This window comes from Chitinophaga sp. W3I9 (assembly GCF_050434025.1).
GTDB lineage: Bacteria > Bacteroidota > Bacteroidia > Chitinophagales > Chitinophagaceae > Chitinophaga.
Map to the genome: position 1 here is coordinate 387,858 of NZ_JBNPWC010000001.1, position 24,237 is coordinate 412,094.

Genomic DNA, 24,237 nt, shown 5'->3' on the forward strand with positions numbered 1-24,237 from the left:
ATACCAACAGCGGTTATGACAGACGAACATTTTATGCGGCAGGCGATGCAGGAAGCACGCAAAGCCTTTGAAGACGGAGAAGTGCCTATTGGCGCCGTAGTGGTATTAAACAACCGCATTATTGGCCGTGGCTATAATCATGTAGAAAGATTGAACGACTGTACCGCGCACGCAGAAATGATTGCGTTAACAGCTGCGTTCAATACGCTCGGCAGTAAGTACCTGATGGAAGCTACTTTATATGTAACCGTAGAACCTTGCCTGATGTGTGCGGGAGCACTGTATTGGAGTAAGATAGGCAGGATTGTTTATGCAGCGGCAGATGACAAGAACAGCTACCGGAGAGCCACCGGTGACCGGTCCCCATTTCATCCCAAAACAAAACTGGAGGCCGGTCCGTGCAGCGAAGAAAGTTTACAGCTGATGAAAACCTTCTTTGAACAAAGGAGATAATTATTTTTTGGTGGAATCCATCAGCTTATTCATACCCATCATTTGTTTCATGGTATGATCCATCCCTTCGGAAGAACCATCCAGGAAGATGACGTTTCCTTTTGAGTTTTCAGCAAAGTGCTTAATGGCTTCGGTCCACATGGAGAAGAGGATCACGGAGGTATCCAGGTTGGCCTGCTGCATTTCTTTGGCGGCCATACTCATACCCTTGGCTACTTCTTCACGGAACAGGGCTACACCCATACCACGCAGCTGGGCAGCCTGGCGCTCAGCTTCTGCTGCAATTTTAATAGCATTACCATCTGCTTCCGCCGCTTTGGTTTTAGTGATCAGTAATGCCTGACCTTCATTTTCAGCAGCCGCTTTCAGGTTATTGGAAGCCACTACCTGCGCCATAGACTTCATGATCACTTCATCAAAAGTGATATCATTCATCTGCAGATCCAACAGGTGGAAACCCCATTCTTCCAGGGTTTTGTCGATCTGTTCTTTTACGTGTTCCGTAATATCTTTACGCAGACCTAATACCTCCGCCTGTCTTTTAGTAGCTACAAATCCACGGATAGAGCCTTCAATGGTGCGTACCAGCGCCTGCATGAAGCTTCTTTCATCCATAAATTTGAACGCTACGTTCTTAAGCGTTTCTTCTTCCTGGTTCCATACGGCATACAGCAGCATGGCTTTAAAGTACACATTCGCCTGGTCAATGGTAATAGCCTGGAATTCCAGTTCCACAGACCTGTTCTGGATGGATACCCTTTTAAATACCTTTTCAATGATGGGTATTTTCCAGTTCAGCCCGGGAAAAAGTACCCGGTTGTATTTCCCGAATATAGTGGTAACAGCAATGTTTCCCTGCTGCACCGTTACAAACGATGATAGTATGACGACTAAAGCCAGTACTATCAAAACGATCAAGATAACATTCATAGAATGATTGTTTAGGTAGGGTTTAGGCTGGTAAATATAATGAATTAAAGCCAACGGCAGATGTGGACGAAAACTGCGATTAGTCGCAGTCTCTATATTCTTTGTTTTCTTCTGAAATATATAAATACGTCGTCCAGCTCTATTTGTTTCAACTGGTACGCCAACCGTGTTCTCAGGTCCTCGGTTTCATCTTTTATCCTTCTGTATTGATCTTTAAGGATTTCGTAGCGGGCAACAATTTCTTCTGCAGTGGCAGATTCCTCCAGTTGTAAGATGTCAAATGCTCTTTCCTCGGTTATCATAGTAGTTATAGGGGTGTTTCAGATAGTAATCATCCCGGATGTTTAAAAAACACACGTAATATTTAATCCACTAAATTAGTCGAGTTTGAAAAACGAGCAAATACCCAATGTTGGGTATTTTTATTCAAATCCTATCTTACGGGCAATGGCCACCAATTCTGAGGTGTTACGTACTTTCAGTTTCAGCCGGATATTTTTCCGGTGGGTTTCCACTGTATAACGGCTAAGGTTCAACGATTGGGCTATTTCCTTGTTGTTCAGTCCTTTTACGGCCATCCCCAACACATCTTTCTCCCGCGGGGTCAGTTTGTTGAAAAGGGTTTCATTTTGCCGGCGCATAATAGCAGCCAGCGCTTCAGACAGTTGGGCATTGGTATCAACAGCATTGGTAAGATCCAGGAAGGCACAGATAATTTCCACCACCCTTCCGTTTTTATCGTGCGTAAACGGCACTTCCAGCCCAAGCAACCACCGGTAATCAATTTCTCCTTTTTTACGGATGCGGGCCAATCCGCCAAATTGTGCCTTGTTATTAATAAACGATTGCTGCGCTACCGCAGCCAGCTTAAAGTCGTCAGGATGCATGATGTGCCGGAAAAATTCAATGCCCATACCCGTCATCTCATCAGCAGAAAAACCAACGGTTTCTGCGAGACGGTCGTTGCACCACGTCACAGATTTATTATTGTTATCGTAACTGTAAATCATGGCGGGTACATGATGTAAAACGCTCTCCAACCAATGGATACGATTTTTTAAATGCTCATTTTCCTTCTGTAAGGCATTGAGGGAAAAATGTAGCCCCGAGTCCGAGCCTGTCTGCATACTATAAGTTTTAAACAAACAATAGGTAAACAACTGCCAGGCGCAGCTGAAAAAATATGCCTGACGTTATGTTCTGTTAAACCGAGTATCCGTAAATATAAAATAATTTTCCATATGACCAAGCCCTGGCGTTGATTGATTTCACCTAATTAACAAGGTTGCCCGTTGATCACTAAACCGGTTATCTCATTAACTTAATAATTAAATGTCTAAATTTTAACGGATTGGCAGTAAATTTGGCGACTATCAAGAAATCATATTTTAAAACCCATAAAACTTTGAGTTATGGCATTTACACTTCCGAGCTTACCCTACGCACCAGACGCGTTAGAGCCGAATTTCGATAAACTGACAATGGAAATTCATCATGGTAAGCACCACCAGGCTTATGTAGACAATCTGAACAAAGCGGTAGCAGGCACAGAAAACGAGAACAAATCGCTGGAAGAACTGGTAGCTAATGCCGGTAAAATCAGCCCGGCTGTAAGAAACAATGGCGGTGGTCACTGGAATCACAGTTTCTTCTGGACCAGCCTGGCACCAAATGCCGGCGGCGCTCCAACCGGTAAACTGGCAGATGCTATCAACAGCACTTTTGGTTCTTTTGAAGCCTTCCAGGAAAAATTCAACACCGCCGGCGCTACCCGCTTCGGCTCCGGTTGGGCATGGTTAACCGTAAAAGATGGTAAACTGGAAGTTTCTTCCACGCCTAACCAGGACAATCCACTGATGGATGTTGCTGAAGTAAAAGGCACACCTATCCTCGGTGTAGACGTATGGGAACATGCTTACTACCTGAAATACCAGAACCGCCGTCCGGAATACCTGAAAGCATTCTGGAATGTGGTAGACTGGAACGCCATCAGCAAACGCTACGAAGCAGCTGTATAAGCTATCACCAGTTCATGGAACTGCATAAAAAAATCCCGTCAGGTAAACCTTGACGGGATTTTTTATATGCTTGACCAATTGTTTATAGTTCCCTGATCTTTAAATTTTTGAACCATATTTCACTGCCATGGTCCTGCAATGCAATATGGCCTTTTTTAGACATCCCGTAGCCTTTGGCATCCTTCCATTTGCCGTCCTCCTTGTGCTTCTTCCATTCAGGCGTCCACAGTTCGTAATCGGCCGTTTTCTTTCCATTCAGCCAATGCTCTACATGACCCTTGTTTACAATGATCTTGGTAGTGTTCCATTCGCCGATGGGATTCGCAGCATCTGCCAAAGGAGGATTCATGGCATAATTGGCGCCTGTTTTCTGCCAGGGCTCCAGCTTCTCCGGGAAATTTTTATCATCAATGATCTGGTATTCCGGCCCACTCAACTGAGGCGTTTCAAATTCTTCCGATACCATATACATGATGCCGCTGTTGCCTTGCGGCGACAGCTTCCAGTCCGCCGTCAGCTCAAAATTCTCAAACTGCTTATCTGTGATCAGGTTCCCCCGTTTATCAGACTTGTCTGTTTTATTACCCAGGCAATGCAGGATCCCTTTCTCCGCTACCCAGGAGTCGGCCGGTTTATTTTTGTAAGTCCGCCAGCCCTCCATTGTATGGCCGTTAAATAACAGTTGCCAGCCTGCTGCCTTTTCCGCTTCACTTAACACAGCTCCCGTAGAATCTGCAAGCGCAGTGCTTACAAGAGAATCCGCCACCGCAATGGCATTCTTGTTCTCGTTATTTACCGTATTACCTCCGCAAGACGCCACCACAATAGTTATCACGGACAACGCAGGAACCAAAAGGTGCTTCATATGTACACGTGTTTAATTACTTGTTCACTACTTTCAGATTCTTAGGATCCCAGTGGATGATCTTATTATCGAAATAGCTTTCGTTGCACAACAGCGCCGGCGCCGCTGCACGGAAACCGAATGTGGGATCTTCCGCTACTTTACCGTTGGTACGCATGGCGTTAAACAGGTTGTAGAAGTGATCGAAGTGCGCTCCTTTGTATCCTTTCTCTGCCTCATAGATCATCTTTTCAGGATCCAGCATGTTCGCACGGTGATAGGCATACGATTTTCCGTTATTGGATGCAGCAGCATTGGCAGCAGCCAGCGGATCGTTTTCATCTACCTGTACATTATTGCGGAACAGCGTTACCTTATCCCATTCTACGGTCATAGAGCCCTCACTGCCCACCATGCGCAGGTAGTTGGTGCCACCGGTACCATCCACGAAGTTCACGCGGAGCGACAGGTTAAACGCAGGGTGTATTTCGGTTTCAGGATAATCAAACATGCCCAGCATAATATCGGGTACTTCCCTGCCATCTTTCCAGTAACGTAATCCGCCGGTGGCCATTACTTTATTGGGACCGAGTGAACCGGTTACCAGGTGCAGACTGGAAAACAGGTGAACGAACAGGTCGCCGGAAACGCCGGTGCCATAATCTTTATAATTACGCCAGCGAAAGAAACGCAATGGGTCAAAATCGCGCTTGGGCGCGTTTTTGAGGTAAGTGGTCCAATCAACTGTTTTAGTGGAGGCATCCGCAGGAATAGGGTATTGCCATGCGCCGGTGGGCGACATACGTGCCCAGAAGCCTTCGGCATAATTAAGTTTACCGATAGCGCCATCTTTCAGGAGCTGCCTGGCTTTTTCATTACCCAGGGAACTCATACCCTGGCTACCTACCTGGTATACTACTTTTCCGTTGCGTTGCTGGGCTTCCACTACTGCGGGTCCTTCGCTGATATCATGTACCATTGGTTTTTCGCAATACACGGATTTGCCTTTATTCATGGCTGCCACGGAAATATCTTTATGCCAGAAATCCGGCACAGCGATGATCACGGCATCAATGTCTTTTCTCTCCAGGATTTCCTGGTAATTGCGGGTAGTGTAAATATCATTCCCCCATTTCTTTTTTGCATCTGCCAAACGGCCATCATACAAATCACAGGCGGCTATCAGCTTTACACCGGGCACGGTGATTGCCGTATTGGCATCTGCTGTTCCCATACCACCCGCGCCTATCAGCGCTATCTGTATCTGGTCGTTTGCACTGTATTTTTCTTTCAGGCGGGAAAGTGACTGAATGTTTCTTTGCTTATCAGCTGCGGTCAGGATACTTGGCAGCAGCGATGCTCCTACTACTCCTTTGGCAAATTTACTGATGAAACTCCGGCGAGAGTCTTCATTGGAATTTACTGGCATGATAACCCTTTTAGATTGAGAAATGATATAAGTTTATTATTCACTGGACTCTCAAAATATAATTATTCTACCGGAATTCATAATTTATATGAGAATTGGAAAAGGAGGAATAATGAAGCCTGCAAACAAACTCCGGTGACAACCGGGGCTTATTTGCAGGCTTCATTATTACCAGGGCTAAAAGCGGTTACTTCGCTGCGGTAAGCAGCTGCTTATATTTTGATGGGCTATGTAATAAATCGATGGCGGCATTTACATCATTATCCCACTCGAGCGACCTGATAATACGGCCTCTCTGCAAATAATAACGGTTCACGATTTCTTCTTCCAGTAACCGTTTTATTTCTGTTTTATTTTTCAGCAGATCCTGCTTTTTATCGTGCTTCATTTTCGTTTCAAGCGTTTCCAGTTCTTTAGCGATCGCATCATAGTACTTTTCTTTTCTTGCGGTGCTTTTGAAAGAATCCAGGGCTTCTTCACTGCGTGTTTTGTAGCTGTAATCTTTGTTATCGAGATAGCGCTCAAAATCTTCGAAGTCGCTTTCAGACAGTGCAAAAGAGCCTGCAGCGGCTATTTTAGGATGGCTGTAGTAATAATTGGTAGCGTAGTCGAAAATAAATTGTTTACGGATAAGGGTAATGGCCACCTGGCTGATATAGGTGGGATCGACCTTTGCATCGGGTTCAATACCGCCGCCATCTTTTACGGCACGGCCGCCTGTGGTGGTAAATGATTTACGCAGGGAATCCGGTACATAATCCACGCTGCCGTCGTCGTTACGGTGGGAGTAGTCGATGGCCTGGATACAGCGGCCACTTGGCGTATAATATTTAGCGGTGGTTACTTTCAGTTTGGTATTATAAGGCAGCTGGCGGGTGGTTTGCACCAGGCCTTTGCCGTAGGAGCGTTGTCCTATCACCAGGCCTCGGTCGAGATCCTGTATGCTGCCGGCCACTATTTCAGCAGCAGAAGCGGAGGAGTGGTTGGTGAGCACGGTTAACGGGAGATGCAGGTCTACCGGCTGTTCGGATGTTTCGTAGTTGCGGTCCCAGTTCTTTACTTTTCCTTTGGTGCTGACGATGAGTTTATTTTTATCTACAAAAATGTTGGCAACTACAACGGCTTCATCCAATAATCCGCCGGGGTTGCCGCGCAGGTCGAGGATCAATCCTTTCAGCGCGGGGTTGGTTTGTTTCAGTTGTTGTACTGCCGTGCGTACCATGGCGCCGCTGTTCTCTGTGAACTGGGTCATTTTGATATAGCCGATATCATTTTTCAGGATGCCGGCATAGCTCACCGCTTTTACATTAATTTCTTCGCGGATGATTTTTTTCGGAGTTTCCACGCCGGTTACCGGGTTGCGGAACACCATATCCAACGGGGTACCGGCAGCGCCTTTAAGCTGTCTGCTGATTTCTTCCTGGGCTACATTTTTACTGGACTTGCCATCCATGCTCACGATGATATCGCCTGGTTTCACGCCGGCCCTGTCCATCGGGCTGCCTTCATATACATCGGTGATGGCGGTCCATTCGCCGCTGGTATTGATGGAGGCGCCTACCCCGCCGTATTTGCCGGTAGCCATGAATTTAAGATCGTCCAGGTTTTCTTCGGAAACGAAATCAGTAAAAGGATCGGTTTCCTCCAGCATGGCTTCAATGCCTTTTCGCATCACCTTTTCAGGAGGAAGGTCATCTACGTAATACGTATTCAGTTCCCGGTAGAAAGCGGCGAATATGTCCAGGTTTTTGGCAATCTGGAAATATTTATCGTTTTCATTGAAAGCGAAGATCCCTGCTGTAGTAATAACCAGGAGCAGGGCTGCTGTCAGTTTCCTTCTTTTATTAAAAAACGCACGCATGCAACGAGTGTATAAGATGAAAGATATTAGTTGGCAACCGGTGGTGACTATTTATGGCACCGGATCATATCCGTGTCCGCCCCAGGGGTGACACGACAAGATACGCTTTATGGTGAGATAGCCACCTTTGAAAGGGCCATATTTTTTAAATGCTTCCAGCCCGTATTGTGAGCAGGTGGGGGTATAACGGCATTTACTGCCCAGGAGGGGCGAGATAAACCATTGATAAATTTTTATCAGGAAGATAAAAGGAAAACTAAGCCAGCGCACAACACGATTCATAAGCAGCTTTTAGCAGTAAAAAATAAGCAGAGCATTTAACAGCATGTTGAATGCCGGGTTTGCTGCAATCAGCTAAAAGCTAACCACTGAGTGCTAAATACTGGTTTGCAGCTTCTTTAAAATTACCGAAATTTTGTCTTTCAGGGTAGAAAAACCGGCGATTTTTTTGTCGGTGTAGATGAGGAAAACGGCGATCTGCCTTGATTCGGACCGGAGATGGTCGTAGAGTTCCTGCTTTTGCAGACGCCAGGCCTCCCGGCCCAGGCGTTTGATGCGGTTACGGTCCACCGCATGGGGAAACCGGCGGGTAGCGGCGCTAAAGCCTACCTGCACGGGGTATTTACCCGGTTCTTTCAACGGCATGTAAACAACCCGGTAGGGAAAAACAGAAAACGCTTTTCCTTCACGAAAAAGCGTTTCAATAAGTTTTCTGCTTTTTAACCTTTCTTCCTTTGTAAAAGAATAAGTTTTTATGGCAAATAGTATTTAGCTACTATAATTATTTCAGCTTACGCTCGTCAGAAACAGTCAGCTTCTTACGACCTTTTGCTCTACGGGAAGCCAATACCTTACGGCCATTAGCAGTTTCCATTCTCTTTCTGAAGCCGTGAACGCTCTTTCTGCGTCTGTTATGCGGTTGAAAAGTACGTTTCATTTCTTTTTTTTGTTTTTACCTGTACTATACTAAAACTCCCGTGTTAAAGGATTGTGGTTTTTAAAACGGAAGGCAAAGGTAGCAGAAAATATTTGAAAAGTAAAATTAAAATACGAATTCTTAAATGTAAAGGTGGAATGCAGTTTTCACCACATTCCACCTTTAAGTATTAAACTTATTAACTATTTAACTCCCAGTTTAGTCTTTACAGCAGTCAGGATATCGTCTGCAGCAGGAGAAACCAGCAGCATACCGGCAGAGCTGTCGATTACGTAGTTGTAACCTTTTTCCTTTGCTACATCTTCAATTGCCTTACGGGCTTTATCGTAGATGGGTTTCAGCAGCTCCTGTTGTTTAGCCTGTACTTTCTGTTCAGCGCCTTCACGGTAGTCCTGGATACGTTTCTGTGCGTCCTGGATTTCACGGCCTTTGATTTCTTTCATGTTGTCGGTCATAGTGGCCGCTTTATCATCGAATTCCTTCATTTTCTTCGTATACTCATCTACCAGTGCTTTACCATCACCTTCCAGTCCTTGTGCAAAAGTTTGCAGATCAGTTTCTGCCTTTTTAGCTTCTGGCATGCTTGCTACCAGTGCCTGTGCATTGATATGCGCTACTTTGGATTGTGCCATTGCATTCACGCTGAACAAACCGGTAACCGCCACAAAAGCAATAATTACGTACTTCTTCATGATGTTGTCTGTGTTTAAAAAAATTTAAATACTTATAGTTAAAAAATAGGTACGGGTTTATTTCTTGACTCCCAAAGATTTCAGGATTTCTTCGCTTTTATCCAGCTTTGGATCAGAAAATATAACGGTGGCGCCTGCAGCCTTATCCAGTACAAAATCATACATCCTGCCGGCAGAAAGCTTCTGCACTGCATTATAGATCTTATCCTGAATGGGCTTTACCAGTTCTTCCCTTTTTTTGAAAAGATCACCTTCGTAACCGAAACGCTTCTTCTGCAAATCCTTTGCCTCTTTTTCCCGGGCTACGATTTCATCTTCCCGCTTACGTTTCAATTCCTCGGTGAGCATTACCTGTTCTGCCTGGTAAGACTTATACATCTTATCCACTTCCTGGAACTTAGCGTCAATTTCCTTCTGCCATTGCTCTGCAACTGCATCCAGCTTTTTCTGTGACTCCTTGTATTCCGGAATGCTTTCCAGGATATATTTTGTATCTATCACGCAATAGCGCTGTGCACTTGCTGCACCGCCCATAGCCAGCACAATGGCGGCTGTAATAAATAATTTTTTCATGCTACAATAATTTTTCGCAAAACCAAATGACGGTTAAACTTGCAATATATAATTATTTTCCACATTATTCTGGTTCGAAGCCGAGCATAAATGTAAACTTAGCAGCGTCTTTCAAACCACCCCCTGGCTGGAGACGGTCAAACCCGATACCATAGTCAAATCCAAGCAATCCAAACATCGGCAGGTAGAAACGCATACCGATACCGGCAGAACGGCGTAATCTGAACGGGTTGTATTCATTCAGGTCTTTATAACCGTTAGCTGCTTCCAGGAACGCCAAACCAAAGATGGTGGAGCTGGGATTCAAACTGAACGGATACCGCAGTTCCATCACGTACTTATTAAATACGGTGAAGCCGGAATAGTTGGCAGGCTGACCGTTTTCAGGATTGATGCTCGGATCGGAAGTATAATACACCGGGTAACCTCTCTGGGAGATGATATCACGGTCGTAGATCGCGAAGTTACTCAAACCATCACCCCCCATTTCAAACCTGCCGAAAGGCGACAGGGTTGTACGGTTGTTGTAACGGCCGATATAACCAAATTTCGCGGCTACCTTCAATACAAATGTTTTGTTATCGCTACCCATCGGACGGCTCAAAGGCACGTACCATTCTGCGTTAAAGCGGTATTTCTGGTACTCAATAAATTTAAACTGTTCAGAAGCCGGCTCTTTGGAGTAATCCTTGTCGGGATTAAACAGGGAGTATGGCGGCGTATACTGCGCAGATACCATGAAGTTGGAACCACTGCGCGGGAAGATCTGCTGATCCACAGAAGAACGCGACAACGTCAGCTTGATGTTAACGTTATTGGACGTACCGCTTTCAAATCCGGGAATACCAAAGTAGTTGTAGTTCTTCAGCTTATACTGCTGATAGTTCACGGAATAGATCAGGGTGAAATAGTCATCCGGCCATTTCAGCTGTTTACCCAGTGATACAGAGGCTCCCAACACTTTAAAGTGACCATTTGTAGAAGTAGTGGTATCACCCGGCAGCTTATAATAATCGTTGTATGCGTATGGGTTCTGGTAACTGCTGTAAAGACTTACAGAAAACTGGTTCCTTTTTTTACCTCCCAGCCACGGCTCCGTGAAGGAGAAGTTATAGGAACGGTAAGCTTTACCATTGGAAGATACACGTACAGACAATTTCTGTCCGTCGCCACTTGGCAATGGATCCCAGGTTTCTTTTTTGAAGATATTACGCAGGGAGAAGTTGTTGAAGGTAACGCCGAGGGTACCGGTTAAACCGATATAACCACCCCAACCTGCCGACAGTTCCAGCTGGTCATTGGCTTTTTCTTCCACGGTATAATCAATATCCACGGTACCATCCTGTACGTTCGGCACCGGGTTCATGCCGATCTTTTCCGGGTTGAAGAAGCCGAGGTTGGCGATTTCACGGTTAGAACGGATCAGATCCTGGCGGCTGAATTTTTCACCCGGGATCGTGCGCAGTTCACGGCGGATAACGTGTTCATTGGTTTTTTCGTTACCGGCTATACGTACTTCCTTGATGGTTGCCTGCGGTCCTTCACGTAAACGGATTTCGTAATCGATAGTATCGCCGCGGATACCAACTTCCACCGGGTCAATCTGGAAGAAGAGGTAGCCATAGTCCATGTAGTAGCCGCTGATATCGCCCCCTTCCTGTGACATTTGTTTACCGATTCTTTTTTCCAGCAGTTCCAGGTTATAGATATCTCCTTTTTTGATACCGAGAATACGGGTCAGTACGGAGTCGGAATAACGGGTATTTCCTTTCCAGGTAATATCCCCGAAATAATATTTTTTACCCTCAGAGATCTGCATATCCACATTCAGATTCTGTGAGTGGGTTTTATAGGTGGTATCTCTTACAATCACCGCATCACGATAACCTTTGGAGTTATAGAGCCCGATCACTTTACCTTTATCCTCGAAGTATTTGTTTTCGTTGAATTTAGCAGAGCTGAACAGTTTAAAGCGGAAATAAGGGTCTAGTTTCTCAAATGCGCGGGTGGGTTGCAGGAAGCCATAGGTTTGCCAGAAATCATCCGGTTGGGCCAGGGAATCCACGTACACCTGTTCCAGATCCGGATGAAGCGTGAAGCGGGAACGCTCTTTGGTTCCTTTCATCTTCTTCTTGATCTTGGAGTCGGCTATACTTTCATTACCTACGATGTTGATATCCTGGATACGTACCTTACTACCTTTGGTAACATTAAAGATCAGGTGTTTGGAGTTTACCTGGCCGGTATCCCCTCTTTCCTCGATTTTAACGGTAGCATTTCCGAATCCTTTATCTGCATAAAATTTATGTACTACCCCGATTACGTTTTGTTTCAGGGCCTGTGTGATCACATTTCCTTTACGTAAACCGGCTTTGGTGGTAATATCGTCTGCTTCTGTTTTTTTGATTCCCCTGAAAACGAAGGAGGACATGCGGGGCATTTCCGTTAATCCTATTTCCAGCCAGATTTTATTATCTTCTATCTTGGTTACATAAATGGTTACGTCGGCAAACAGTCTTTGTGACCAGAGACTCTGGATTGCCTTTGTAAACTGGTCACCGCCGGGATAAGTAACCTTATCGCCCACAGTGAGGCCGGAAAGCGACAGCAGCAGTGATTTATCCAGGTATTGGGTACCGGCAACGGTGATATCGGCAATTTCATACTGTTGCGGAATACCTGTGTTGATAGGAGAAACGGCCGGCGGATTAGCAGGGGGCTGCGTAGGAGGCACGGTATCTTTTTGCTGAGCGGATACACGAATGCCTGCACTGCAACATAATGCTATAGCCAGAAGGCCCTTAGGAAATAATTTCTTCATTCTGCTGAATTTGTTCGCTTGTTTTGCCAAAGCGCCGTTCTCTGGTTTGGTAATTTAAGATGGCTTGGTAAAGATGTTCATTGCGGAAGTCCGGCCAGCGGGTATCTGTAAAATACAGTTCCGCATAGGCCAGTTGATATAGTAGGAAGTTACTGATCCTGCATTCTCCACTGGTACGAATCATTAATTCAGGGTCCGGCAGGCCGGCGGTACAGAGATATTTTTCCCATACCTCTGGCGTCACAGCTACCGGGTCCAGGGCTCCACTTTTCACATCCAGGGCTATTTTCCTGGCTGCATTCACGATTTCCCACCTTGCACTGTAGCTAAGAGCCATAATGAGATTGAGGCCGGTATTTTGGCTGGTAAGGGCAATGGCCTCCTCCATTTCCCGCTGGCATTGGGGAGGTAACATTCCCATGTCACCTATTACGCTCAGCCGGATATTATTTTTCGATAACGTATTCACTTCCATGCGGATAGTGTTTACGAGTAGTTCCATAATGCCATTAACTTCATAAACCGGGCGGTCCCAGTTTTCAGTAGAAAACGCGTATAGGGTCAGATAACCTATTCCCAGTTCTGCACAGGTCGTCACTATATTACGCACACTTTCTACCCCTTCGTGGTGCCCGTACAGCCTGTCTTGTCCCCGCTCCTTTGCCCAACGGCCGTTCCCGTCCATAATAATGGCTATATGGCGCGGCAACCGTTGTAAGTCCAATTTTTCCTTCAAGCTCATTTGTGTCAGGCGTATTATAACAGATTATAACAGATTTACTAAAAGGGTGCAAAGATACAAAAATAGAGTAATGACTTTTTTGGCAAAGCCTAAGAAGGTGTTTTAACGTAGTTTTAACAGCGAATTCAATACCAGTGGGGATTTTAGCAAATTGGGAGGCTTATCGGGGCGGTTGGCAGGTACGGAAAGCCCACCCGCAGAAAGTATTTTTTATTGTAAATTAAAATTTACAATTGTAAGAAGTGAAAAGAATACTAATGGTTAATTCGATTGTTACGAACTGATCCTTATCCCTGCTGTTTCCTCTTTGCCTCCCTATCACCCCGATAGGACTGCCTTTCACCGCCGACCTGTCCTGCAACTGGGCCGCCACCGTAGGCTGACCGTCAGGAAGCGCCGGGAATGCGGCAGGGCCGGCATATGTAGTGCTTACATCATCCAGGTAATCCGTTTGAGTGAACCGGTATAGCGCTTCCAGGCCCACATTTACTTTTTTGGAAATATTATATTTAAAACCTCCCCCGATCAACCAGGCATAAGAAACCAGGCTATAGGGCTTGCGCTCCGGATAAAGGGCGGTACCCTGCCCTTCCGTACCCAGGGGTTGTAAAAAATATTTGACGCCGTTAAGGTAAGCATATGGATTGTAATAAAAAATACTGGCGCCACCAGTCAGATAGGGGGAAAAACGCTCATATAAGCTGCCCGGTTCAAACCGGAAAAAATTAAAGTCCCCCTGGAGGGACAACTCCCATAAATTAGTATTAAAGCTGAGGTTCCGGCGGTTCTGGAATTCATTTTTATTGTAGGTATCCGAATAGCCGAGTTGCATAAACCGGCCATGGGCGCGGAGGCCCACGTAGTCGTTCATATATTTACGGTAGTAAATGCCAACTGCAGGCTTCAGGGTATTTAATGCTCCCCGGGTGTTCAGATCCCCGAAATACTGCGCGCCTCCCACAGAAAAACCCAACTCTCCTACATATTCCAGCTCATTTTGCGCCGAAGCACGTTCCGCGAACAAACAACCGGCCGATACCAGCCATATAAAAACGATGTATTTGGAATATAGAAAAGGTTTCAGCATAAATCAGTTCTACTTAAACGCTAAAATGCCGGATTTATTTAATGTATGGCTGATGATTATGCTTACTTATTTGGCGTTTGCTTTCCTCACGGGGCATAATTTCTATTACAATCAGCATGGAATGTATTTGTAAATGTAACAATATATTTTACATTTCTATATTTTAATCGTATTCCGGGCGTCAATTCCCCAGAGCAATTTATTCCGGAGCGTATGCAGGAAATTGCTGTCGTCCAGCCGAAGCAGGCTCAGTTTGAACTCCTCTTTCTTAATAGCCAGCTGCACCCGGTTATCGATGGTTTCCATACGGCTGTCGAGGGTACAAAGGAACTGGTCGCTGCGGCCTTCCACTTCAAAGGAAATGATATTATTGTTGGGCACAATGATGGGCCGTACGTTCAGGTTATGCGGCGCCACAGGCGTAATCACGAAGTTGCCGGCGTCCGGGAACACAATGGGACCGCCGCAGCTCAGGGAATAACCGGTGGAGCCGGTGGGGGTGGCTACAATTAATCCATCGGCCCAGTAAGTGTTCAGGAATTCGCCGTTCAGGTAAGTATGTATTTTCACCATCGCGGAAGTATCCTTCTTATGGATGGTGAATTCGTTGAGTGCGTATGGAACATCACCAAATAAGGGGATGTTGGCATCCAGGTGAAGCAGCGACCGCTGGTCTACCACGTAGGTGCGGTTCAGCAGCGCCTCCACCAGTGCATGAATCTCGTTTTTACCGATGCTGGCCAGGAACCCGAGGCGGCCAAAATTGATCCCTATTACCGGGATGTTGGTATCACGCACATAACAAACGGTATCCAGCAGGGTACCGTCTCCACCAAGACTTACCAGGAAGTCGATTTTTCCCGGCAGATCTTCCGCACAGGAAAACAGCGTTGGTACGTTATCGAAAGGAATGTGTTGCTGCAGCGTATGAAAAAAAGGTTCATAGATGATGGCCTCTATCTCTGCCCGCTTTAATTCCTCCAGCAATAAGCGGATGTTTGAAATATCTTCTGTAATAAATCCCCTGCTATAAAGTGCTACCTGCATAATTTTTAAGCTTTTAACGATCGGCTCTGAAGTGCTACATATCCACGCTCGTGTGTAAAAATAGTCCTTTTTGCCCTAACTGGTTAAAGCTGTATTCAATCCTGAGGCAGGTATCATAGAAGGAAACGATGTCCAGTCCTATGCCGCCGGTATACAGGAAACGGTTATTCAGGAAGCTGTTGCCGGGGAATTTATTGTAGGCGTAACCGGCGTCGCCAAAGGCTTTGGCGAAGATGCGCACCGGAACGGTATTAAATTTCTTTGGAACAATAGGCAACTTTACTTTAAAGGAAAGGAGTTCCTGCCGGAGGGTTGATTTCAGGATGGCGAAGCTGGTGCCATCTATCACGTAATATTCCAGTCCGCGCAGGTAATCATCCCGGTAACCCAGCGCCTGCTGATTGATATATGGCTGTTCATTGGAGAGCTTGGCCGCGCTGCGGATACCTAATGCAGCATAGGTTTTGGGCCGTAGCTGCCAGTATTTGGCCATGTTAAGCCGGAAGTGAACATCATCCACATCATTGAGAGGACCTATCCCCTTTTTGCCAACTTCTGCCAGTAACCGGAATCCTTTGAGAGGATATACCCAGCTATCTGCCTTAATATAAGTGAGACGGTAGGTGATATCTATGTAACGTACATTGGTGCGGCCTTTCCCCAGGTAGTTGGGGTTGATGATAGCCACCGAATCCGCCACTTTTTCATAATTATAATTTACAAATACCTGGTGCCGGGTGTTAATGGCCTTACGGTAGCTGTAGTTAAGCCCGATCATATATACCTGGCGCAGAAAATCGTCTTTCCGGAAAAACTGCTGTTTATTATTGCTGGTGCTGTCGTTCACCTCACGGTTACGGTTATAGGAAGCGATGATACCCAGGCCGTGACGGAAACGTTTATCGATATACGGTATATTATACTGTAATGCGAATCGCTGGGTATAGCCGAACTGCAGCGCGGCGTTCAGCGCATCATTGCGGCCGGTGAGGTTTTCCTGGGTACCGCTTACACCGAGGTTGATACGGCTAAGGCTATGGTTCTTTTCCACCCACCACTGGTTAAAGTTACGGTCTGCCAGCTTGAAAATGGGATAAGCGAAGGTGTACCAGCGTTCCCATACTTCAAATACCACGTCGGCTTCGTTACCGGTCCAGTTTTTCACATTGGCGGTAACGTTGAGAAAGAGGGAGGTATTGAGTAATTGTTTTCGTCTTTCTTCCAGGGTATTGGAGAGATCGCGGAGATAGATGGTATCTCCGGGTACAGTGCTTATTTCCCGGAGAATGATGGAGGTCCGGGTTTTCTTGTTACCGGAAACCAGGATGTTGCGCACTACCAGGTAGTTGGTATCCGTTGCAGGCGCCGACTGTCCTTCCGCATTTTCCGGTATCACCATTCCAAACAGGCAGACTAAGGCCAGCAGGTAGTAACAGCATCTCAGCATGTAGGTCCCTAAAACATTTTAAAAGTTGACAATAGCGCGGATTTTGTCTTTCTCGCTGATTACGCTGATTATACTGATTTTTTTGATTTGAACCTTTGTGATTTTTTTTCTGATTTGGGGAGATACAAGCGAAGATATTCGCTTATGTCTCCCCAAATCTTTTTTTAATCATTTATAAAATCCAAAAAGTAAAATCAAGGTAATCAGTATAATCAACGTAATCAGCGAGAAAGACAAAATCCGCTTACATGCCGATATAATTCATCAGCAGGTCGTAGTTTTTCTTCAGCAGCTCTTCTTCCGGTTCTTCCGCAAAGATGTATTTGATTACATAATTGAAGCGTTCGAAAGTAGCTACCAGACCTTGCAGTTCCTGCCGGTTTGTTTTGAGTACCACCTCGAGTTTACCGGTAACGGGGTTGGTGATGGTGTTTACGCTCAGGAGCGTAACATCATTTGATTCAGCGATACGGGCAATTTCGCTGAGGGCGTAATCGCGCGGGTCTACTTCAAACGCGATGATACCGCCGGGTTCCTTTACCCCGTTATATCTTGCTAAAGCTGCCAGCAGGTTATCTTTGGTAATGATACCGAGGTATTCATTTTCCTTTGTTACTACCGGGAGGGCAGACAATTTAAAGTCGTAAAAAAGTTTGAGTGCTTCGAATAGATGAGCGTATTCCATGACAGCCGGGCGGGTACTGCTGTACTCCATAGATTCCAGGGGTACATCCGGATCTTCGAGATCCATGATATCGTCTTCTTCCACCAGGGCCAGGTATTTGCTATCTACTACCATCGGGAGCTGCGTGAGATGATATTCGTTCATCAGGCGCAGTGCCTTTGTTCCTGAATCCGAGGGATGCAGAACAGGTACTGAAGATATGAGTTCTCTGGCGATCATGTTAGCGTATTCTGATACAATAATAGTAAAGAATATGCCAACAGAAAAAGAAATTACATGTACGCGAAATCGCTGCACCGGTTGGTACAGTCGTCGGGCTGCCGGTAAAGTGCCGGTTTAAGTGGCAGGTTGAAACTTCAGTTTCTCCAGGAAAGCGTGCAGAATTTTGTTGAATTCTTCCGGCACCTCCATCATGGGAGCGTGTCCGCATTTATCAATAAACTGCAGTTCAGAATTAGGTATCAGCTTTTTAAATTCTTCGCCCACCATAGGAGGAGTAACGGTATCGTTCTGGCCCCAGATCAGTAAGGTTGGTTGCTGGATATCTTTCAGTTCATCTCCCAGGTTGTGGCGGATGGCTGATTTTGCCAGCGTAATGATCTTGATCACTTTCAGGCGGTTGTTCACTATCTCAAACATTTCATCTACCAGTTCTTTGGTAGCTATTTTCGGATCATAGAAAGTAAGTTCTGCTTTTTTGCGGATGTATTCATAGTCGCCGCGTTTAGGATAGGTTTCGCCCATTCCATTCTCAAACAAGCCGGAGCTGCCGGTTAGGATCAGGGATTTTACGGGTGCTTCAGGGTGTTTTAACAGGTATACGATGGCTACGTGACCTCCGAGTGAATTGCCCAGCAGGTGTACATTTTTGTACCCCCTGGCTTCAATAAACTTGTGCACATATTTGGCCAAACCGCCTACCGATGTTTCCAGGATGTTTAAATCGTACAGGGGTAACATCGGGATCACAACCTTGTTATACTGCCGGAAATATTCGATCATGTGCGAGAAATTGCTCAAAGCACCAAAAAGTCCATGCAATAATACCAGTGGTTCTCCTTCTCCTTCTTCTATAAAATTAAACTTACCCTGTGTTTTGATTTCGTAATCCATTGCCAAATCTTGAAAGTCAATTTTACGCTAAAATAATTCTTTTTATTAATCTAAATAATCTTTGGAACGAGTTATCCAGGTTGAATATGCCGGGCTGCCTGCTCAAAAAAAGACTGTAACTCGGTGAACATATTCTTAAAAACCGGGATCACACTTCCCATATGATCCAATACCCACGGGCCAATATTCTCTATATAAGGATATACCACAGATTGCAGCTTTGTTTCAGGACTCAGCCAGTATACCTGGTTAGCCATCCACAGCACTACACTGTAAATTATTATAAATATAACGCTATACAGCAGTATTCCACCCAGTTTATTCAGCCAGCCCAACATTACCAGCTCTACCAACTTCTGCAAAGCTCCTGCTCCCAACCTCACGAGCAATATTACTCCCAGGAAAAGGCACACGAAACAAATTACAGGCACCCAGCGGGAATGCATATCCCAGTGTTCCTGTACATATAATGCAGTAATGGCTGTTAATTTCAGGGCTGCCGCTAATCCCAATATGGCGGCTACCAAAGAAAATAAGGCTACTATCAGACCCCGGGTGTATCCCCGGTAGATGGCAAAAACCATGATGATAGCAAAAATAATGTCTATAGGCATGGTTGAAATATAGGGAATCCGGTATTTAACTCGCTGATTTTTTTTGTTTCCGGGAGATGTTATCTGCCCGGTTTCCGCTTATCAGCCGGTTAAATACCAGACAGCACTATTTAGTAAGCAATTCTTTCACCAGGGCGGAAATTGCCTTCCCATCAGCTTTACCGGCCAGTTGTTTGGTGGCAACGCCCATTACTTTACCCATATCAGCGGGTGAGCTGGCGCCGGTGGAAGCGATGATATCAGTAATGGCTGTACGTAATTCTGCTTCATCCATTTGTTTAGGCAGGAAGCGTTCAATCACCACCAGTTCCTCTTCTTCTTTCACGGCAAGGTCTTCACGGTTCTGGGCGCGGAAAATTTCAAGGGAATCCTTTCTTTGCTTGGCGAGCTTCTGCAACAATTTGGACTCATCCGCTTCTGTGAGCTCTCCGCTGGCGCCTTCTGCTGTTTTGGCCACCAGGATAGCCGCTTTGATAGCACGCAGCGCACGCAGGTCAGCTTCCTTTTTACCCAGCATCGCAGCTTTGATTTCTGCGTTGATATTTAGTTCTAATGACATATGGTTAGGTTTAATGGATTATTTTCCTGCTTCTTCGGCAGCCTGCCTGTCCTGGAATTTCTTAAAGAAATCCTTTGCAAAAGCGCGCATGTCGTCTGCCTGGTCTTTATAAGGAGTGGCTCTTCCGTAAGTGTCAGCCATGGTCATCATGGTCTGGAAAAAGAAGTCCGCCATTTCATCCACCATCATGTCCTTTGTCCACAGGTCGATGCGCAGCGCCACCTTTTCAGCCGGATCCCAGAAAGATACGATCATGCCCTTGGCCTTAATCATTCTTTCTTCCTTGTTATCTGTAGCGCTCCACTCTATCGACTCGGGCACCTTTTGATCATCCAGTCCAACCTGGATCTTTATGGTAGATACTTTACTCATGATTTTCAATTAAAGCGCAAAAATAGCCATCATTTGCTGATTTTGGAAAAACCCGTCCCGGTGAGATGACTCCACAGCTGCTCCGCAGCATGCTCCCAGCTGCTGAAAGGCTTTGCCGCAGGGATCTTGGCCAGCAAACGGGATCTTAATTGTTCATCTTTATATAAAAGACTCATTTTTTCTGATAAATCGTCCAAACTCGCCGGATCAGCATATAATACCGCGTCTCCACCTGCCTCCCTGGCAGCAGCGCTGTCCAGCGCAATCACCGGCACCTCACACCGCTGCGCCGCGTATACCGGCAATGCAAGCCCTTCCAACCTCGACGGATATACGAGGGCATAAGCGCCCCCGGTGAGCCGGGCAAGGGTATCTTCATCGGCATCTTCTATACATACCACATCCTGCCGGAACTTGTAGCTCTGCAGGGCCGTGGCAATATCCGCTCCCGCCGGGGTTACACTCCCAGCCAGCACCAGCTTGATATTGCTCCGCTGCCGCTTCTTCAATGCTGAAAAAGCTTTCAGCACCGGTATAATATTGTTCCGGGGATGCATACTGCCTGTTACCAGGAAATACTCCGCCCCACCGGAAAAAGCCCGCTTCACCGTTTCGCGCTGCTCCCACTCCAGGGGTTTGTACTGCTCACTGATACCGGTTTCCAGGCGGATCAGCTTATCTTTTACGCCCGGTGCATAACGCAGCAATTCTTCCTGTGCGGCATCAGACAGCACGGCTATACGCCGCGCCCGGTCGAGGTATTTCGTAATGTTATTTTTAAGCGACCGCTGTTGCACACCTGGCTGCAGGCCGGCATTGCGCAAAAACGAAAGGTCTCTCAGCAACAGTCCCGCAGGAATTTTGCTACGCAACGGCAGCGTGCCATCCAGCCCCAGGAACAGGTCCGGGCGGAAAGGCTTCATGGCCCGTACCAGCTGCCACTCCTGCCACCAGTACAAATGCCAGGGTTTATTGCCTTTCAGGGGCAACACCACATTGGTCACATTGGCCGGTACTTTCAGGCCGGCGGGTACCTTTCCGTCAAAAAAAAATGTGAACTGATGGCCTAGCTGCTGCCGGCACATCGCCAGTATTATCTCCGTTGCCACATTCCCGGTATCGGCAGGCATGTCCTGTCGTAAACAAGCGGCATTAACAGCAATTTGCATAAACGATTCCTTTGTCTGCGAGCTTGCAAACCTACACAATTTTAGATTCGGGACTGCCGGATTTTAATGACCCGGCTATTCTCCGGACTTATTGGTAAGGAAAAATACCTGCGGAGGAGTTACATTGCCGGTATTGCCAAGGGACGCCAGCCTGACAGTTACCTCGTATGTTTTCAACGGCTTCAGGTGACGGAGCGTAATGGTAAAGGGGCTTGCTTTAATATCTGCTATATCGTCCTGGGGCAGCGGAATAAGCCCCGTTTCTGTGGCTACGTTCAGCGTAACTTTCACGCCTTTATCAGGCAACTTGCTGGTGATGTTCACCTTCAGGGCATAGGTGCTGTCCTGCGCCATATTATATTTTCCCACCTGTACTTCAGGCAGCGCGAAAGCGAGTGTTTCTTCCTGCGTACTGGGTGCAGGATTATCTTTCTTCTTCTTTTTACAGGAAGAAAAAGTAAGCAATGCAATAGCTAAGAAGGCAGGGAGAAAGGTTTTCAATAACATATTTCCAGTTATATAGGAGCATGAAATTAGCTTTTTTTAATATGCAAATCAAATTTTACTTCTTACATCCAGCGCATCCCGTAATCCGTTACCTAACAGGTTGAAAGCCAGTACCAGTAGCATGATGGCCACTCCGGGCGCCAACGCCAGTAAAGGATTATGGGTGATGATGAAGTTGTAGTTTTCTTTGATCATCAGTCCCCACGACGGCTGCGGCGGTTGTACCCCCACGCCCAGGAAGCTGAGTCCCGCCTCCACCACAATAGCGGTGGCAAAATTGCCGGCGGCTACTACCATCACCGGTCCCATGATATTGGGCAAAATATGTTTTACTATAATCCGCACATGCCCGTAGCCCAGCGCCCTCGCGGCTTCCACATATTCCAGCTCCCGGATGCCCAGTACCTGCCCACGGATAATGCGGGCAACGCCCACCCACATCGTGAGCCCCACGGCAATAAACACCTGCCAGAATCCCTTGCCCAGCGCCAGGGTAAGCGCAAACACCAACAGCAGCGTAGGCATGGACCATACCACGTTTACCAGCCACATCACCAAATCATCCGTCCGGCCCTTGAAGTAACCCGCTATGGCGCCCAGCAATACGCCGATGCTCAGCGAAATAACTACGGCAATACAACCCACACCTAAGCTCACGCGGGTGCCAATCAGCAGCCGGCTCAGGATATCCCTGCCAAATTTGTCGGTGCCCAGCCAGTAAGTGCGGGAGAAAATCCGTTCTGCCAATATCTTTTCATGTAACGATTTCGATGACATCGGGCGGTCCGGCGGATGGCCGTACCACACCTGCTCCAGGGAGTAGGTTTCCTCCCTGCTGGTAGATTCATCCACGTACCGTTGTACCACCAGCACGCTGTCCCTGAATTGCCACGACCGGACAGGGATCCAGTTTACATCAGACTCCTGGCCGTATAACAACCGGTGAAAAACAGACACCTTTTGGATGGGCTGTTCTTTCCGCATGGCCAGCATATTGATGCGGAAGCCGGGATGCTGCCCCTCTATTTCCAGCACCATCCTGTTGGCGTTGGGTGTATGATCCGGCGCAATAAAATAAGCGGTTATGCTGATAAACACCGCCACGGCAATCACCAGCAAACCGGCCACCGCACCTTTATTCCGGTATAACTTTTTCCAATAAGGCTGCATATCTGACAAAAGAACCAGGATTTAATTTACCTGCCGGCCTTTCCACTGATAACTGCCAAACTTCCCAAGCCACCCGGCAACAACAATATAAGGAATATGAAATATCTGTCCCGGAATAAACCATAGCAAGAGTTCTGTTTTATTAAAAAACCTGGCTACAGGAAGCAGGAAATAAAGTTCCAGGGTTATTTTAAACAGTAAAATGATGAGGAACCAGGGCCACCATACCGGCAGGAACAAGGCCATTACCGCCAGCGCCAGCAAGCCGGCATTGAACAGGTAAACCAGCAGTAATACCCAGGTCAGTCGTTTATCTTCATACTTATCTGCTTTCGATGACCACCGGATCCGCTGGTTCATAAAGTCCCTGAGCGTATCTACCGCGAGTGTACGCACTACGGCTTCTTCACATTTCAGGTAGCTGACCTTATCCGGGTATGCGCTGTAAATTTTGTACATCAGCAGCATATCGTCGCCGGAGGCGATATTATCGATGCCATTAAAACCGCCCACTTCCAGGAAGGCCTTTTTTTCATAGGCCAGGTTAGCACCGTTACACATGGTACCGGAGGCCAGTTGGGCTGCAGCGCCGGTAATGCCCTGCATGGTCATGAAATCGAGCGACTGTAACCGCTTAAAAAAATTATGTTCTTTATAGAAGCTGACTGGTGCGGCTATAAATTTAGGTTGATGATGTTCGTAAAACTGCACCAGCGTTTCAATCCAGCGCGGCCCCATTACGCAATCAGCGTCTGTGGTTACAATAAGGTCGCCCGCAGCTTTTGAAATAGCAATTTCTATTGCTTTCTTCTTGAAAGAATTCAGCCGCTCCTCTTCATTGAGATACTGCTTTAACTCCAGCAGGTGAATATTTGCTGCTGCGAAATTGCGCACCACTGCGGCTGTTTCATCTGTAGAAAAATCATCTATTACAATCACTTCCAGTAAGGCCGGGTTGTACGTTTGCTTCTTCAATGCCTCCAGCAAGGCGGGCAAATTGGCGGCTTCATTCCTGGCAGGAATGATCACGGTAACCGCAGTATGACCAACCGATGGCGCTGCCGGTGAAAAACTCTTCAGGCGCTTCCAGCCCAGGCTATACCATAACATCAGTATACCATATCCTAAAGCCAGCACCAATAATATAATTACAAAAAGATACATCCG

At 46.5% G+C, this 24,237-nt stretch carries 27 protein-coding genes; 2 read left to right on the forward strand and 25 right to left on the reverse strand.

Annotated elements, in window-relative coordinates; translation table 11 throughout:
• Positions 1 to 15: 15 nt before the first annotated feature.
• A complete protein-coding gene (locus QFZ51_RS01700; RefSeq protein ID WP_079471170.1) occupies positions 16 to 453 on the forward strand; it encodes a nucleoside deaminase in 438 nt (145 codons plus the stop codon).
• Here QFZ51_RS01700 and QFZ51_RS01705 read toward each other — a convergent pair whose 3' ends face one another.
• The 3 genes from QFZ51_RS01705 to QFZ51_RS01715 form a co-directional block, all read right to left on the reverse strand.
• Positions 454 to 1,383, reverse strand: coding sequence for an SPFH domain-containing protein (locus tag QFZ51_RS01705; RefSeq protein ID WP_142684834.1), 930 nt, complete (start codon positions 1,381 to 1,383; stop codon positions 454 to 456).
• A gap of 92 nt (positions 1,384 to 1,475) precedes the next feature.
• Positions 1,476 to 1,685 (reverse strand): hypothetical protein, encoded by a 210-nt coding sequence (locus tag QFZ51_RS01710; protein WP_370908582.1) that lies wholly within the window; start codon positions 1,683 to 1,685, stop codon positions 1,476 to 1,478.
• A gap of 120 nt (positions 1,686 to 1,805) precedes the next feature.
• Positions 1,806 to 2,510, reverse strand: a complete 705-nt coding sequence (locus QFZ51_RS01715) for a LuxR C-terminal-related transcriptional regulator (protein WP_370908583.1) — start codon at positions 2,508 to 2,510, stop codon at positions 1,806 to 1,808.
• A 285-nt stretch (positions 2,511 to 2,795) separates the two neighbouring features.
• On the opposite strand from QFZ51_RS01715, the gene QFZ51_RS01720 reads away from it, so the two are divergent.
• Positions 2,796 to 3,401, forward strand: a complete 606-nt coding sequence (locus QFZ51_RS01720; protein WP_370908584.1) for a superoxide dismutase — start codon at positions 2,796 to 2,798, stop codon at positions 3,399 to 3,401.
• A gap of 82 nt (positions 3,402 to 3,483) precedes the next feature.
• Here the strand turns inward: QFZ51_RS01720 and QFZ51_RS01725 are convergent, their stop codons facing one another.
• The 22 genes from QFZ51_RS01725 to QFZ51_RS01830 form a co-directional block, all read right to left on the reverse strand.
• Positions 3,484 to 4,266: a 3-keto-disaccharide hydrolase gene (locus QFZ51_RS01725; RefSeq protein ID WP_429042566.1), complete on the reverse strand. Its 783-nt coding sequence runs from the start codon at positions 4,264 to 4,266 to the stop codon at positions 3,484 to 3,486.
• 16 nt (positions 4,267 to 4,282) lie between these two features.
• Positions 4,283 to 5,674, reverse strand: coding sequence for a Gfo/Idh/MocA family protein (locus tag QFZ51_RS01730; RefSeq protein ID WP_429042569.1), 1,392 nt, complete (start codon positions 5,672 to 5,674; stop codon positions 4,283 to 4,285).
• 187 nt (positions 5,675 to 5,861) lie between these two features.
• The gene (locus QFZ51_RS01735; protein ID WP_429042572.1) at positions 5,862 to 7,535 is read right to left on the reverse strand and encodes a S41 family peptidase; all 1,674 of its coding nucleotides are present in this window, start codon (positions 7,533 to 7,535) and stop codon (positions 5,862 to 5,864) included.
• Between the two features lie 51 nt (positions 7,536 to 7,586).
• Positions 7,587 to 7,817, reverse strand: a complete 231-nt coding sequence (gene yidD / locus QFZ51_RS01740; protein ID WP_079471177.1) for a membrane protein insertion efficiency factor YidD — start codon at positions 7,815 to 7,817, stop codon at positions 7,587 to 7,589.
• Between the two features lie 93 nt (positions 7,818 to 7,910).
• Positions 7,911 to 8,303, reverse strand: coding sequence for a ribonuclease P protein component (locus QFZ51_RS01745; protein WP_370909245.1), 393 nt, complete (start codon positions 8,301 to 8,303; stop codon positions 7,911 to 7,913).
• A gap of 13 nt (positions 8,304 to 8,316) precedes the next feature.
• On the reverse strand, positions 8,317 to 8,472 hold the full coding sequence (gene rpmH, locus QFZ51_RS01750; RefSeq protein ID WP_012788729.1) for a 50S ribosomal protein L34: 156 nt from the start codon (positions 8,470 to 8,472) through the stop codon (positions 8,317 to 8,319).
• Between the two features lie 182 nt (positions 8,473 to 8,654).
• The gene (locus tag QFZ51_RS01755; protein ID WP_429042578.1) at positions 8,655 to 9,164 is read right to left on the reverse strand and encodes an OmpH family outer membrane protein; all 510 of its coding nucleotides are present in this window, start codon (positions 9,162 to 9,164) and stop codon (positions 8,655 to 8,657) included.
• A 57-nt stretch (positions 9,165 to 9,221) separates the two neighbouring features.
• Positions 9,222 to 9,737 (reverse strand): OmpH family outer membrane protein, encoded by a 516-nt coding sequence (locus QFZ51_RS01760; protein WP_079471180.1) that lies wholly within the window; start codon positions 9,735 to 9,737, stop codon positions 9,222 to 9,224.
• Positions 9,738 to 9,801: 64 nt separating this feature from the next.
• Positions 9,802 to 12,558: a BamA/OMP85 family outer membrane protein gene (locus tag QFZ51_RS01765; RefSeq protein WP_370908588.1), complete on the reverse strand. Its 2,757-nt coding sequence runs from the start codon at positions 12,556 to 12,558 to the stop codon at positions 9,802 to 9,804.
• Positions 12,539 to 13,300, reverse strand: coding sequence for an isoprenyl transferase (locus QFZ51_RS01770; protein ID WP_429042581.1), 762 nt, complete (start codon positions 13,298 to 13,300; stop codon positions 12,539 to 12,541). The genes QFZ51_RS01765 and QFZ51_RS01770 overlap by 20 nt, the downstream gene beginning before the upstream one ends.
• A 220-nt stretch (positions 13,301 to 13,520) precedes the next feature.
• A complete protein-coding gene (locus tag QFZ51_RS01775) occupies positions 13,521 to 14,387 on the reverse strand; it encodes a DUF6089 family protein (protein WP_370908590.1) in 867 nt (288 codons plus the stop codon).
• Between the two features lie 156 nt (positions 14,388 to 14,543).
• Complete coding sequence (locus QFZ51_RS01780) at positions 14,544 to 15,434, reverse strand: NAD kinase (protein WP_429042582.1); 891 nt, start codon at positions 15,432 to 15,434, stop codon at positions 14,544 to 14,546.
• 34 nt (positions 15,435 to 15,468) lie between these two features.
• Entirely contained in the window at positions 15,469 to 16,881 is a 1,413-nt protein-coding gene (locus QFZ51_RS01785; protein WP_429042584.1) for a POTRA domain-containing protein, read from the reverse strand.
• Positions 16,882 to 17,125: 244 nt separating this feature from the next.
• The gene (locus tag QFZ51_RS01790) at positions 17,126 to 17,785 is read right to left on the reverse strand and encodes a CBS domain-containing protein (RefSeq protein WP_079471185.1); all 660 of its coding nucleotides are present in this window, start codon (positions 17,783 to 17,785) and stop codon (positions 17,126 to 17,128) included.
• Between the two features lie 117 nt (positions 17,786 to 17,902).
• Positions 17,903 to 18,679: an alpha/beta fold hydrolase gene (locus QFZ51_RS01795; RefSeq protein ID WP_370908593.1), complete on the reverse strand. Its 777-nt coding sequence runs from the start codon at positions 18,677 to 18,679 to the stop codon at positions 17,903 to 17,905.
• Positions 18,680 to 18,750: 71 nt separating this feature from the next.
• Positions 18,751 to 19,293, reverse strand: coding sequence for a CvpA family protein (locus tag QFZ51_RS01800; RefSeq protein WP_370908594.1), 543 nt, complete (start codon positions 19,291 to 19,293; stop codon positions 18,751 to 18,753).
• 106 nt (positions 19,294 to 19,399) lie between these two features.
• Complete coding sequence (locus QFZ51_RS01805) at positions 19,400 to 19,852, reverse strand: GatB/YqeY domain-containing protein (RefSeq protein ID WP_370908595.1); 453 nt, start codon at positions 19,850 to 19,852, stop codon at positions 19,400 to 19,402.
• An 18-nt stretch (positions 19,853 to 19,870) separates the two neighbouring features.
• Positions 19,871 to 20,224 (reverse strand): gliding motility protein GldC, encoded by a 354-nt coding sequence (gene gldC, locus QFZ51_RS01810; RefSeq protein ID WP_370908596.1) that lies wholly within the window; start codon positions 20,222 to 20,224, stop codon positions 19,871 to 19,873.
• Between the two features lie 29 nt (positions 20,225 to 20,253).
• Positions 20,254 to 21,393 carry a glycosyltransferase family 4 protein gene (locus QFZ51_RS01815; RefSeq protein ID WP_429042588.1) on the reverse strand — a complete coding sequence of 380 codons (1,140 nt, stop codon included), beginning with the start codon at positions 21,391 to 21,393 and terminating at the stop codon, positions 20,254 to 20,256.
• A gap of 75 nt (positions 21,394 to 21,468) precedes the next feature.
• Positions 21,469 to 21,900, reverse strand: coding sequence for a hypothetical protein (locus tag QFZ51_RS01820; RefSeq protein WP_429042590.1), 432 nt, complete (start codon positions 21,898 to 21,900; stop codon positions 21,469 to 21,471).
• Between the two features lie 48 nt (positions 21,901 to 21,948).
• On the reverse strand, positions 21,949 to 23,070 hold the full coding sequence (locus QFZ51_RS01825) for an ABC transporter permease (RefSeq protein WP_429051559.1): 1,122 nt from the start codon (positions 23,068 to 23,070) through the stop codon (positions 21,949 to 21,951).
• Positions 23,071 to 23,091: 21 nt separating this feature from the next.
• Positions 23,092 to 24,234 (reverse strand): glycosyltransferase, encoded by a 1,143-nt coding sequence (locus QFZ51_RS01830; RefSeq protein WP_429042591.1) that lies wholly within the window; start codon positions 24,232 to 24,234, stop codon positions 23,092 to 23,094.
• Positions 24,235 to 24,237: the final 3 nt, after the last annotated feature.